Below are 13,166 nucleotides of genomic sequence, written 5' to 3'. Positions count from 1 at the left end.
AACTGATTAAATAGATGAGTCTGTTCGATAAAATAGATTAAACAATTAAAGGTGTTTAATTATCTTGGCAGGATTACCGGCGATGACTAAGTTATCAGCAAAACTTTTAGTGACGACTGCCCCCGATCCAACAACAACATTATTACCTAGAGTAACGCCTGGATTAATTACCGCACCACCACCTATCCAACAATTGTTGCCAATAGTCACAGGGCGTGCACTTTCTATTCCTGTGGCTCTTTGCTCTGCATCTATTGGATGAGTTGCGGTATAAATACCGACTTGGGGCGCAATAAAACAATTATCCCCAATGGTTACTTTCGCTGCATCTAAAATAACGCAGTGGTAATTTGCATAAAAATTTTCGCCTACCGAAATGTTTTGACCATAATCACATTTAAAACTGGGTTCGATATAAATATTATTACCGCAGGCTGCAAAGAGTTGTTTAAGTAATTTTTTTCGTGTGCCTAACTTACGAATACTGGTGGCATTAAAATCTTCGCACAAGATCTGAGCGTGAAAACGCATCTTTATCAGAGTTTTATCTAGAGGGTTATATGACTCGCCAGCGATCATTTTATCATATTCAGTCATTATTTTATCGTTTTTGTCGTTAGAGTATAATGCGAACTATTGTAAAAGGATTTGCACGGTAAAATAAGATCAAGCGGTAAAAAAAGACCTGGGCAGCAGTACCTCAGGCCTTTGAGGAGAACACTTTATTTAACTTCGTAAAGGCGCACATTATCAATTAATAATACGCCGGTTTCTTTTCCTTTAATGTTGTCTATATGCATGTTCAATGGTTTGCCATTTTTAAGGTGTTTACCATCAATGGTCGTACCAACCACTTGCCACTGAGTGACATTTTTAATCGGTGAACGTAGCCAAGGTGATTTATCTACTTGAGCGAAAAATTGTGCATTGCCCTCTAATAAAAAGGCATCAAATTCAAAACGATATTTTTTGTTAGCATCAATTTGGTTACGTAACCGCCAAATACCGTACTGTACTTTAAAATCACCTTTTGCAAGCGATATGCCTAAGCCATTTTTACCACTTTTAGCTGCTTCTTGCATTGGGCCAAATTCGGCTTTGTTAAGTTGTGATTTTTCGGCTCTTGGTTTCGGGAAGTTACCGTCAAGAGGTTGCTCAAAGCCGGGGTTAGCATAGGCTAATAGGTTTTTACCCATTTTTTGGTTTTGGCTAGGTTGTTTTTTTACTTGTTTTTTAGCAGTTTGTTGGGTTTTTTGTTGGTTTTTAGCGACTGACTTATTTGCCTGAGGCTCTGCATTAGACGCGCATCCCATGATGACGGCACTCGTCACTATAACAAGCAATAAAGATAAGTTTTTTAACTTCATGTTGGCTCCGATAATTTAATAATTGTTAATTAAATACAATTTATAAATAACATTAAACTATCATTTTTCTAATTGCAAGTTAGAGTTTAAATATGAATGGAAAACGGGCTTCAAAGCCCGTTTTGTTAGCGGATTATTTAGCATTGATATAGACTGGTTTGCTGAGTTTGCCTTGCCATTTAGCTTGCACTTTTATTTGCCCAGGTTGACCATTTGATTGCAATAACAATGCTGCGCGCCCACGATCTGTCATTAATCGATTGCTCAGTACATTTTGCACATTATATTCCGAGCCATTATCGACCGCCATCAGGTTAGCGGGGCCTTCAACAATAAACTCAACTTCTTGTTTGGCATCTGAGATCCAAGTTCCGTCTTCATCTTGAATGTGCAAATAAACAAAGCTGGTATCATAATGATCCGCTTTAATTTGTTCACGCTTGGTTGTCAATGTAACCTTACTCGCTGGTTTAGGTGTGTTTAAAACCGCCTGACTAACAGGTTTACCTTGCTGGTAACCAATAACTTTAAGCTCACCGTCTTGGTAGGGGACTAGCCATTTAATGATTTGATCGTCAAAATCTGCCAATTGTTTTTTACCCAAAGAGCGACCATTTAAAAATAACTCGGCACTTTGTGCATTGGTATAGGTTTGCACTACAATGTTTTCATTTTGCTGATAGCGCCATAAAGGTTCTACATCGTACCACTCCCACATACGTAGTTTGTCCCACATGTTGGGTGCGGGTTTACGCGGTGTAAATGACCACTCGTTATTATCATTTAAGCTAAATTCAGACGTTTTAACTGGTGTTGTTCCCAACCAAATTTTGGGTTTTTCTGTCCACAGAGCTTCAAAAAAGTGGCCTCGAGGTGTTTTAAATCCTGCAAAGTCAAACAAAGAGATGTTCAAACCCATGCGCGGCAGTGGGCCTGCTTCGCCCTTGTATGCAAATCCGGTCCAAATAAATATGCCAGCGATATAATCTTTATTTTTTACATCGCGCCATTCACGCCATGCCCCCCAGTTTTCAGACCCATAAATGACTTTGTCAGGATACGTTTCATGTGCTTTTGCATATGCAGCCGCTCGGTAATTAAATCCAACCAGATCCAGTGCATCGGCATAACCGGTCGCAAAACCGACTGATGGGTGAGTTAGCCCTGCAGTAACTGGACGTGTTGTATCTGTTTCTTTAACCCAAGCGGATAACTGGTGTGCGATTATCGCTAAATTATCTACTTGATCTGGATTAAACTTCTTAATATTGTTCATGATACGTTGACGATCAAAATCAGGTGCATCTTCATAGTAGCTGGTGCCGTCTTCGTGATGAGATACTGATTTTGGATAATAAGGGTAAGTCCATTCAACTTCGTTTCCAATGCTCCACATGATAATGGAAGGATGGTTAAAGTCGCGTTTAATAAAGTCTTTAAGGTCGCGCTCCGCCCATACATTAAAATGCTCAGCGTATGAATCAGCCATGTCTCCTTTTGCAGCATTGTCGCCTAAATAAACTTTGCTTTTTCCTTTGGCCCGGTCCCAGTCATCAAAAGCTTCTGCATTGACTACAAAACCCATTTCGTCAGCCAGTTCCAATAATTCAGGGGAGTGTGGATTGTGCGACAGCCTTAGTGCATTTACGCCAACGGATTTTAATTTAGCTAATCTATCAGCCCATACACTCTTAGGCACAGCAGCCCCTATAGCGCCTGCGTCATGATGCAAATTAACCCCTTTAATTTTTACGTTTTTATTGTTCAGCCAAAACCCTGTGTTTGAATCGAACCTTATACTACGGATACCGAACCTTGTTTTATCGTGGGCTATTTGTTTACCCTGGTGATTGATTGAGACCTCTGCAATATAAAGATTTGGATTCGTTAGCGACCATAAGTTAGGGTTAGCCACTGTTAATTGCTGCTGATATTGGCCGTTTATATCAAGTTTTATATCTGTCTGCTGTGTTGCCACTATTTGGCCTGATAGCGTTTGTATTTTAATTTGTAGATTGGCTGTCTCGCCTAAGTGTTGTTTTGCTTTGACCTGAGTTTTAACCGTCACTTTAGCCTGCTTTGTATCCACTTCTGGGCTGGTGACTTGAATACCCCATTGAGGAATATAAACTGTATTTGCTTTCACGAGGCGAACATTACGATAAATGCCAGATCCTGTATACCAACGCGAGTCAGCAAAAGCTTGGCGGTTGACTTTAACCGCCACTAAGTTTTCTTGCTCACCAAAATATAAATGGGGTGATAAATCAACGTTAAAGCTTGTGTAACCATAAGGACGCTCAGCAACAAAATGACCGTTTACCCAAATTTCTGCATTATTGTAAATTCCATCAAATTCAAGCCAAATGACTTTATGTTGATCTTTGCTTGGTAATTTAAAGGTTTTTCGGTACCAGCCAGTTCCCCCCAATTTAAAACCTGTGCTGGCAGCCCCTTTTTCGGTATAAGGCAAGGCAACTGACCAGTCGTGCGGGAGCCTAACTGTTTGCCAATGACTGTCGTTGTACGCCAATTGGTGGGCAGCCTGTTGTTTATCTAACGAAAAACGCCAATTAAAATTAAAATCCTCAATTGTTTTTGCGTTTGTTGCCAGCGTTGCTAACAGCGCTAGGGTTAGGATAGCTAATCTCATATTTAAATTTCCAAGTGAAAATATTAAATCAAATATAAAATTATTTGTGTGCTTAATCTAACGTATCATTGCTGAAAAGTATCATGATTTTGTTATTTGCTGATATTGTTTATTAATTTTGTTAAATAACTTTTTTTAAGATTTGTGAATTTTTTACCGTTTTTAGCGTCTTAATGTTAGATGAAACGAGACTTTAATCAAAAAACAGAAAAATTAAAATAAATTTAAACTTTTTGTTTACATATTTGGTTTTTGTTTTATCATGAAATCATACAAGTTTTTAGGAGAAGGTTTTACACGCTTTTTACTAGCTTGCTTTATCGATAATAAATGGACTTGATTGTATTTAAAGGTACTTCTCGTATCGCCTTTTTACTTTTAACAAATTCTTTTTGGAGCCATTTATGGAATTTTTTTATATTATTGCACTAATTGTCGCTTTTAATATGGCGGTATTAATTTACCAATATATTTATTTTAGAAACTCCCCAGTTTTTGAATCAGAAGGCGCCTGCGTTCGAATTAATTTAACTCCTGAAGTTAGATTTCACATAGAACTGCCTAAATATTTGCAAACTGATAGTATTGTAAAATTACGATTGGCTGGCAATTGTTTAAGTTTGGTGAATGAAACAGGTAACAGCTATGACTTGTGGATAGAGCCGAGTCACCTTAAGAGCATTACAGCTCAAGCTGAAAAAGCTTTTGTAAACGCTGAACTCTGTTGTACAGAGCAAGATGAAACCAATTATTCTGTCATGCATCAACACGCGTGAGTTAATTAATGTTGTAAAAAACGGATATACGCATAAAAAAAGCCCGCTGATGTTTTGATTAGCGGGCTTTTTAGTTTAGGGAAGCAACACCCGTTACCTTGGCTCCGACATCAGCCCTTTGACTGTTGCGGCAGCCGCTGCCAATAAAACGAGTGTAAAGGGGAGGCCAGTTGAAACGGCCATCGCTTGCAATGCGATAAGCCCGCCCCCCACAATTAATGCTATCGCCACTAAACCTTCAAAGGTACACCAGAATACTCGCTGTGGCGTTGGCGCATCGACTTTACCGCCTGCAGAAATCACGTCAATTACTAACGAACCTGAATCAGATGAGGTGACAAAAAAGACAATCACTAGGACTATCGCAATAAACGAAGTGACTTCTGCCCAAGGGAGTGCGCCCAACATATTAAATAATTGCAGCGGTAGCGCTGAGTTCATGGCTGTTTCATAACCCTGATTAATGTATTGATCAATTGCGGTGTTTCCAAATGCCGACATCCATAAAACGCAGGCGGTTGATGGCACTAAAAGCACTGAAATAATAAACTCTCGAACTGAACGGCCACGTGAAACTCGCGCAATAAACATACCTACAAAGGGGCTCCACGAAATCCACCATGCCCAATAGAAGGCCGTCCAACCAGAAGCAAAGTTAACATCTTCACGACCTATTGGGTTTGCAAGTGCTGGCAGGTAAGTCACATAAGCCAGCAGGTTATCAAAAAATCCGCTAAAAATGGCTAGGGTGGGCCCGACTACAATAACAAACACTAATAATAAGGTAGCTAACCCCATATTGATCTCTGATAGACGTTTAACCCCGGCATCTAAACCAGCCATTACAGAAACCAGCGCGACCGCGGTAATACCTATCACCAACAAAATTTGTGTGGTATCGCCAAGCGGAATATCAAATAAATAATTTAAACCGGATGCTGCTTGTGAAGCACCTAACCCCAACGAAGTTGCTAAACCAAATAAGGTGGCTAACACGGCTAAAATATCAATAATGTGGCCGGGCCAGCCCCACACACGCTCACCAAGTAACGGATAAAATACCGACCGGATTGTTAATGGCAGGCCTTTGTTAAACGAAAATAATGCCAGCCCGAGCGCCATGACCGCATAAATTGCCCATGGATGTAAACCCCAGTGATAAATCGTAGCCGCCATGCCTAAGCGCTGAGCTTGTTCAGCATTATTTTCGGCGCCGCCAAGCGGGGCCCAATCGGTGCGCACACCGTTTTCAGTGGTGATACCTGCGTATGAGCTGGAAAAATGTGAAAGGGGTTCAGACACACAGTAAAACATCAAACCTATGCCCATGCCAGCCGCGAACAGCATTGAAAACCAGCCAAGGTACGTATAATCAGGTTTGGCTTGGGTTCCGCCTAATCGCACCCGTCCCAACGGAGTAAAGATTAAAACAATACAAAGAACAACAAAAATATTTGCCGCACTAAAAAAGAAACCACTTAAATTCGTTGTAAGCCAGCTGCGTATATCGCCAAAAAAAGCTTCTGCACTGGTTTGAAAAAGAATGGTTAAGACTACAAAAGCGATAACCGCTATACCTGAAATGGCAAACACCCGATTATGAATGTCTAAGCCGAACGGCCCTAAGTTAACCACTATATTATCTTGTCCGACTTTGTAGTCGGTATCTATTGGGTTTACTTTACCGTCCGGGATCATTGGATCTTTTTCACTCATGGTGATATCTCCCGTTGTTATTTTTTGGTGATTGAATCGACTGATTTTTACGTTTTAAGTGCTTATTTAGTTTGCTTTTTAGGGTAACAGAGTGACTGCAGGGGTTAAACGTTTAAGTTGTGGGATTTTATAATAGATATCAAAATGTAAACAATTAAATATTAAATGTATTTTAATGTTTGTGTGTTTGATGTATATTTTTTGCTAAAAGATGATGTGATCATGCAAGGATATTTAGATGAAGCTAAATAAAAAATATACTAATACAACAATTGCAGCGGCTTTTATTGCGTTGCTGACCGGTTGTAGTAGCCAAGATACAAGTCAATACGAAGCGTCCATCCAGCTAGATGTTCGCAGTTTAAAAACCGTACCTGTTACAGTGACGGGCCATTTGCAAAAGCGACTGACTTTCACTGTGAATAACCCAGGGACCTATGCAAACTTAACACTATTTGCCGATGGCAAAAAGATTATAGACAGTTTAAACATACCTGAATCGGGCACTCATACCATCAATGCACTGGTTAAATTTTCAAAACAGGGGACGCTTGATCTAAAATTCCTCGCTCAAAACGCAGATCTAACGGTTATCGATTTTAAAATGACGGATGTCACTGAAATTGATTTGCCAAGTTTTAAAGATATTTCAGTCGCCGCTGGTTTAGACAAAGTTGATTCTATTAAATACGGCGGCCCGACTATAGCCGATTTTGATAATGATGGTGATTATGATTTTGTCGTGAATAACCACAATCTAGAAAGTAGTAAACTTTATTGGAATCAGGGGGATGGTACTGTAAATAAACACCATAAAAATCTTTCCCGTTGGTTTATGAATGATTTGCATGGTACAGCGGCCGGTGATTACGATAATGATGGTGATTTAGATTTAGTAGTCACCCAAGGGGGGGGTGTTGGCAAAAATCCTTCGACGGCAAATTTTTATCAAAATAATAATGGCGAACTTGTTTTAATGACCGGAGATGTCGGCATCACAAAAGGCGGACGAGGGCGCGGCGCAAAATGGTCGGATATGGATCTAGATGGTGATTTAGATTTATTACTATTTAACGAAGCCAGTTTGTATGGGGACAAACCACAGCATTATTTTTATGAAAACCTCGGTAACGCAAAATTTAAATTAAAATCAGTGCCAGGGATTCAAAATGTTCATCCGTCACGCGCAATAGTAACAGATTTAAACCAAGATAATATTGACGATATCATCTTATATAGCCCCTTGTCGGTTTGGTTAGGAAATGGCGATTTTACCTTTACTGAGATCACTGACAGATTTCCAAAACAGATTGCTGAATCAAAAGGCGTGATTGCGATTGCTGATATTGATATAGACAATGACGGCGATCTTGACCTTTATTTAACCGGTGGCACAACATACGGGCAAGATCCTGACAATGCACCCATGTTAGATTTTGACGCACTTAATCAAAAAATGTCGTTACGTAGTGAAGGCAAACCGGGTAAAGAAGCCTTTGATTTTAGTGGCGGTGAGCAGATCACCTTAACCGACTATGATCATTCCGCGCGCGCAATCCAGCGTAATAAAGATTATCCGATTTTTATCGGTCAGGACAAAAAACGTTTTGATGTTAAAAAGGGAGAAGATTTAATCATCAACGCTAAACATGCAAAAGGCTGGCCGCAAGATACCTCACAAAGTGGTGTTTATTTTGGTTATCTGGGTAATGGTGAATGGCGAGCACTATTAGTTAGAAACAAACACCTGTTTTGGAACTACAGCTTTTCTCTTAACGGTGTTAGCCATGTAAAACCTGAGTTTGCGCCACAAAACCGAAACCAAGCAGACTATTTACTGAGAAATGATGGTGAGCAATTTATTGATGTCTCTAAGCAGTGGAATATTCCACTCGGTGGAAAAACCAATGGGGTGACTGTAGGGGACTTTAATAATGACAGTTACCAAGACCTTATGCTTTATCGTTGGGGAAATATCAGCAGTAAAGTGGCTGAGCTGATGTTGCTAAATACAGGCAAAGGTTATTTTGAAATCACCAGTGCGCATGGGGCTGTGGCTGACGGCACTAAAGGGCATGGAGATATGGGCCAAGCCTTTGATTTTAATTTAGACGGTCAACTTGACTTATTAAGTGGTGACGAGTCCGGTCAGTGGTATTTGTATCAAAACCAAACAGCTAACAAAAACGCACATACGTTAGTTAGAGTTGGGTATTCACCGAACGAAAACGTGGATCCAATCTCGGCTCGCGTGACAGTTACCACTGATGAAGGTATTTATACCAAGCGGGTAGGGTCTGCTGGCGCTGTATTTTCGCAAAGTTTATTAAACATAGTGCATTTTGGTTTGGGTGAGGCGAAACAAATTAAGTCGGTTGTTGTGCGCTGGCGCAACGGTGAAACTATGCAATTTTCGCAAAAAGCCGTTAATCAGCTGTTAGACACTGACAAAGCTGATCCAGCAAAAATGGCATTACGGCCAAAAAACTTTGAAATCAGAGAGGGTACAGAGCGACAACTGACGGCTCAATTTACACCTGATAATGCAAATAATGCGGTAGTGTGGAAATCAAACAATGCAAACGTGTTAACAGTAGATGAAACAGGTTTAGTGTCTGCTGTGGGGCAAGTCGGCGAGCAGGCAACAATTACAGCGCGCAGTTTAGCGAATAATCTAGTGGCTAAATCCATCGGCACTATTAAAAAATGGCAAGCAGTGTCTGCCGAGCGTATTCGCATTGAGAATAAACTAGATAAACTCTATGTTGGCGATAGCACTCAGTTAACTGCGCAAGTGACACCTGATTTTGCCGACGATAATCAAGTTATTTGGTTTAGCAGTCAAAATAAAGTGGCGCAAATGAGCGCAAATGGACAGCTGACAGCAATAGCGCCGGGGCGCACAGTGATCACAGCGATGACAGGCACAGATAAAAAGGTCACAGATTCGTTTACGGTCAAGGTAGAAGCACCCGTTAAAGCCAGTTTAAAAATAATAGATGCGGATAAGTATCAAAATAGCGAGTTGAAAACATCGGATACATTAACGGTTAAAGTCGCGTTTCACGCAGGTTCAGATAACCAAGTGATCAAAGCCGATCAAGGTGGTATTAAATATTGGTTACGTCATTTTGAATCTGAATGGATACCAGTAAAAGACTACACTTATATTGATAGTGACCTAGTGGGCAAAACATCTGGCGTTAGCCAAATGCAAATTCCTTTGTCGCAGCTGAAACCGTCGGCGGACTTGCCAAAAGGTCACTTTTATCTGCTGGGCGTTTCGTTTGCCTCTAGCAACGGAAAAATTTACAAAGAGCAAATTTATCCACTGAATATTGTTAAATAAACGGGTTGCGATTTGATAGGGAGATCGATTCGCTGAGTTTTTGTATACTGCCTGTGTTAACTTGCGTCAAACCGCACAGATAGGAGCAAATAATGCAGGCAGAATTTTGGCACAACAAGTGGCAGCAAAAACAAATAGGTTTTCATTTAGCACAAAGTAACCCGCTTCTTTTAAAACACTTTCACACCTTAGCACTGGCCAAAAACAGCCGTGTTTTTGTGCCTTTGTGTGGTAAAACCCTGGATATTCATTGGTTGTTGGCAAAAGGTCATCAAGTGGTTGGCTGTGAATTAAGTGAAATCGCAGTGCGCGAATTATTTAACGAATTAAAGCTAGAGCCCGAGTGCAGGGATATGGGGAACATCAAACATTTTTATGCCAATAACCTAGATATTTTTGTTGGCGATATTTTTAAGCTCACTAAACAGCAGTTAGGGCAGGTGGATGCCATTTATGATAGGGCAGCATACGTGGCTTTGCCCGAAACCACTAGAGCCAAATATGCGGCTCATTTAACTGAACTAAGCCAGCAAGCACCTCAGTTATTAATTTATTTTCAATACGATCAAAGTCAATTAGAGGGTCCACCTTTTGCTATTTCGGATAGCGAAATTAAAAACAATTATCAAAGCAACTATCAAATAAACTGGTTAGATAGGCCAGCAATTGCCGGTGGCTTTAAAGGCGTGCCAGCGACCGAAGTGGTGTGTCACTTAACTGCAACTTAAAGCTAGAGACATTCGGAGGTGACGCTAGCGCAAAGTGCCAACGTCATCGCCGATACTTTATTTTCTAAAAATAATTTGGAAATTCGTTTTTATTAAGTTTTGCACCCGCATCGAATACACGCTCTTTTTCAGCCAGGCTATCGCCTTCCCATGCCCCGAGTTCCACTGGCTGGCCGCCGGTGATGCCCTCTATTGGGATGCCCGCTGAATTTGCGCTGTGTTCAGGCCGCAATCTAAAATCATGCTGAGTAATATTTTGATAAGCTTGTGGGCTTTCGCTTGCTGAAAACTCTAAATTATGGCTCTGTTCAATATGATAAAAGTAAGGCGCTTTGGCAATTTCTGCCAAATAAGCTGCTAAGCTGTTTTTTTCGATTTTAGAAATTGACCCGGTCGCTGTTGTTGCGTGCTGAGGTAAGGTCACCTTGACATAAGTGCCGTTGAGTTTATGTGCCTTGTTCGCGACCATTAAGTTATTCGTAAATTGGCCATTGCTAATTAATCCTTTAATATCATTAGAGTTATCAGCTAAATGCCAGATATTCATAAAGCTATCATAGTTGTAAAAGGTATTATTGTAATAATTAACCGGGCGCGTCATAGACCTTGTTCTTGGCCCTAAATAAATAATACTGCCGTCAGCGGCGACCGCTGTGCCAGCCGTGTGCCTTTGATAACCTGCACCACTGATGTTATAGACCAAATTATGATGCACGCTATAGTTATCTACATCTTCTAAATAAAAGGCTTTAACGGTTTGCCGATTATAGTTGGGTTTGGTATCCATAGCTGGAATACCAGAAATGTCGTGAATATGATTATAAGCAATTTGAGTGCCTTTCAAGTCTAAATAATCTGTTTTGCCGGTGCTTGTCATCATGATGGCACCTGCATCTTCGCCCATCGACATGGCTTGATACATATGATTGTCTATGATGGTTGATTTAACTGGTGCTGTGGTTCTGATATGAAAACGAGCGGCAGCGCCAAACGTATTTTGACTGATTTGGGTATTTTCACCCTCGTTAAAAACGGCCACTGTGAATTGTCCTAACCAGCCGATATCCTCAATAATATTGTTGTGAATGGTATTATTATTGCCCGAATTTAAAATAATGCCGCTGCCCCAAGTATGGGCAATTAAATTGTTTTTATATATACCTGCATCTGAGCGATCAATGACGATACCTTCTTTTAACACCCCATAATTGCGACGATATAAAAAAGGATGCATAAACTGAAAAGAGCAGTTATCAACAATAAGTCCATCAGAGTCATCAACTGACATGGCGGCAGCTTTAATATGCAAGTTTTCGAGCCGTATATTGTTGGAATTATCAACGGACAGCGCCAATTTTCGCGTTTTGATCTCTATGGTCAAATCCTCAATATTTTGAGTTTTAGGGTAATAATATAGGGTGTTTTGGTTGCGACTATAAAACCACTCGCCTGGGCGATCTAATACGGCTAAATCAAAAATATAAGCAAAACCTTCCGGCAAACTATAAGCAGCCTCTTGACTCCAATAACCATTATTAGTGCCTAAAAAACTAACCGTTTGATCGTCTTCTCGCTGGATGTTGGCACCATCAGACGAAGCCGAAAAAATGTTATTTCTTAATTTTCCAATTAAGCCACGGATCACAGCTTCGTCGCTAAAGGTGACTGGGGGTAGTGGCCCAATCCCACCATATTGATTAAAAGTAACACGGCTGCGAGCAGACGCGCCTTCTGGTTTTACGGCGTTGGTCACCAGCGCATAACCGGATTTAGGATCCAGTGGCGACATCATTTTGCCGTTTAAATTATCGGGAAAGCGCGCCATTTGCTGAAACTTACCATCAACAAATACTTGGGTGTAATCAGTTTCTATTTGATTAGCCGCAAACTCTGTTTTATAAACGCCAGGGCGATCATTATCTGGCTGCCATTGGCTTGTGATAATATCTGTGCCCGAAATAACTACAATTTCGTCCTCGTAAGCTTTTATTTGTAGGTTCTGTTTATTGGTAATTTTTACATGCTCACGATAGCTTCCGCCGCGAACTAAAATCACATCACCTGCGTTCGCCTGATCAACGGCATAACTTAAACTTTTATAGGGTTGTTGCAAGCTACCTGAATTGGCATTGTTGCCATCAACGGCGACATAAATAGTGCGGCCTGTGCTTTGTTGCGTTACATTAAAAGTAACTTGCGCAACGTCAGATTGTGCACCTTCTGAGTCTGTTACTTGATAACTTAGGGTGTCAGTACCAAAAAAGTCTCTATCGGGCTGATATGTCCAGCCACCGTCGGTTTTATTAAATTGTCCACTTTTGGGCGGCTCAATAATGTGAGTGCTAGTGATATCATTATCAGGATCAAAAACGTCTAACTGAATACTAATTGCTGTGTTTTGTTGCGTATTAGCGCTCTGAGCTTTTGCAATCGGCGCTTGATTGCCCGGTGTTGGGCTTGGCGTTGGCGTCGGAGTTGGTGTTTGAGTTGGCGTTGGGCTCGCAGTCGGAGTCGGCGATGTATCACTCGTGCCACTCCCGCCACCGCAGGCGGCCAGCGGTAAACAGGCGGCCATTA

Annotated in this window: 8 protein-coding genes; 3 read left to right on the top strand and 5 right to left on the bottom strand. The window is 40.8% G+C overall.

The annotated features are described in order from the left end of the window. Positions 1-45: 45 nt before the first annotated feature. The 3 genes from C727_RS0112035 to C727_RS0112025 all read right to left on the bottom strand — a co-directional run bounded on the left by C727_RS0112035 (position 46) and on the right by C727_RS0112025 (position 4,020). Positions 46-597 (bottom strand): sugar O-acetyltransferase, encoded by a 552-nt coding sequence (locus C727_RS0112035; RefSeq protein ID WP_017445899.1) that lies wholly within the window; start codon positions 595-597, stop codon positions 46-48. Between the two features lie 125 nt (positions 598-722). Then, a complete protein-coding gene (locus tag C727_RS0112030) occupies positions 723-1,367 on the bottom strand; it encodes a flagellar basal body-associated FliL family protein (RefSeq protein WP_017445898.1) in 645 nt (214 codons plus the stop codon). 133 nt (positions 1,368-1,500) lie between these two features. Further along, positions 1,501-4,020: a glycoside hydrolase family 2 TIM barrel-domain containing protein gene (locus C727_RS0112025; protein ID WP_017445897.1), complete on the bottom strand. Its 2,520-nt coding sequence runs from the start codon at positions 4,018-4,020 to the stop codon at positions 1,501-1,503. 404 nt (positions 4,021-4,424) lie between these two features. Here C727_RS0112025 and C727_RS0112020 point away from each other — a divergent pair, with 404 nt between their 5' ends. Beyond that, positions 4,425-4,796 carry a hypothetical protein gene (locus C727_RS0112020; RefSeq protein ID WP_017445896.1) on the top strand — a complete coding sequence of 124 codons (372 nt, stop codon included), beginning with the start codon at positions 4,425-4,427 and terminating at the stop codon, positions 4,794-4,796. Positions 4,797-4,889: 93 nt separating this feature from the next. On the opposite strand, the gene C727_RS0112015 is transcribed toward C727_RS0112020, so the two are convergent. Then, positions 4,890-6,512: a BCCT family transporter gene (locus C727_RS0112015; RefSeq protein WP_017445895.1), complete on the bottom strand. Its 1,623-nt coding sequence runs from the start codon at positions 6,510-6,512 to the stop codon at positions 4,890-4,892. 238 nt (positions 6,513-6,750) lie between these two features. Here C727_RS0112015 and C727_RS0112010 point away from each other — a divergent pair, with 238 nt between their 5' ends. Together C727_RS0112010 and tmpT are read left to right on the top strand one after the other, a co-directional pair. Further along, positions 6,751-9,861, top strand: coding sequence for an FG-GAP-like repeat-containing protein (locus C727_RS0112010; protein WP_017445894.1), 3,111 nt, complete (start codon positions 6,751-6,753; stop codon positions 9,859-9,861). A 92-nt stretch (positions 9,862-9,953) separates the two neighbouring features. Beyond that, positions 9,954-10,589 carry a thiopurine S-methyltransferase gene (tmpT, locus tag C727_RS0112005; RefSeq protein WP_017445893.1) on the top strand — a complete coding sequence of 212 codons (636 nt, stop codon included), beginning with the start codon at positions 9,954-9,956 and terminating at the stop codon, positions 10,587-10,589. Positions 10,590-10,653: 64 nt separating this feature from the next. Here the strand turns inward: tmpT and C727_RS18495 are convergent, their stop codons facing one another. Next, entirely contained in the window at positions 10,654-13,164 is a 2,511-nt protein-coding gene (locus C727_RS18495; RefSeq protein WP_193362572.1) for an Ig-like domain-containing protein, read from the bottom strand. Between the last annotated feature and the right edge of the window lie 2 nt (positions 13,165-13,166).

This window comes from Gayadomonas joobiniege G7 (assembly GCF_000300815.1).
GTDB classification, from domain to species: domain Bacteria; phylum Pseudomonadota; class Gammaproteobacteria; order Enterobacterales; family Alteromonadaceae; genus Catenovulum; species Catenovulum joobiniege.
Note: the sequence above shows the minus strand (reverse complement) of the source record. Positions and strands in the feature narration are given on the sequence as shown.

What these genes read in the sequence shown, in the direction of transcription:
- C727_RS0112035 (WP_017445899.1), bottom strand. Translation starts at nt 597, where the DNA reads ATGACTGAATATGATAAAATGATCGCTGGCGAGTCATATAACCCTCTA.
- C727_RS0112030 (WP_017445898.1), bottom strand. Translation starts at nt 1,367, where the DNA reads ATGAAGTTAAAAAACTTATCTTTATTGCTTGTTATAGTGACGAGTGCC.
- C727_RS0112025 (WP_017445897.1), bottom strand. Translation starts at nt 4,020, where the DNA reads ATGAGATTAGCTATCCTAACCCTAGCGCTGTTAGCAACGCTGGCAACA.
- C727_RS0112020 (WP_017445896.1), top strand. Translation starts at nt 4,425, where the DNA reads ATGGAATTTTTTTATATTATTGCACTAATTGTCGCTTTTAATATGGCG.
- C727_RS0112015 (WP_017445895.1), bottom strand. Translation starts at nt 6,512, where the DNA reads ATGAGTGAAAAAGATCCAATGATCCCGGACGGTAAAGTAAACCCAATA.
- C727_RS0112010 (WP_017445894.1), top strand. Translation starts at nt 6,751, where the DNA reads ATGAAGCTAAATAAAAAATATACTAATACAACAATTGCAGCGGCTTTT.
- tmpT (WP_017445893.1), top strand. Translation starts at nt 9,954, where the DNA reads ATGCAGGCAGAATTTTGGCACAACAAGTGGCAGCAAAAACAAATAGGT.
- C727_RS18495 (WP_193362572.1), bottom strand. Translation starts at nt 13,164, where the DNA reads ATGGCCGCCTGTTTACCGCTGGCCGCCTGCGGTGGCGGGAGTGGCACG.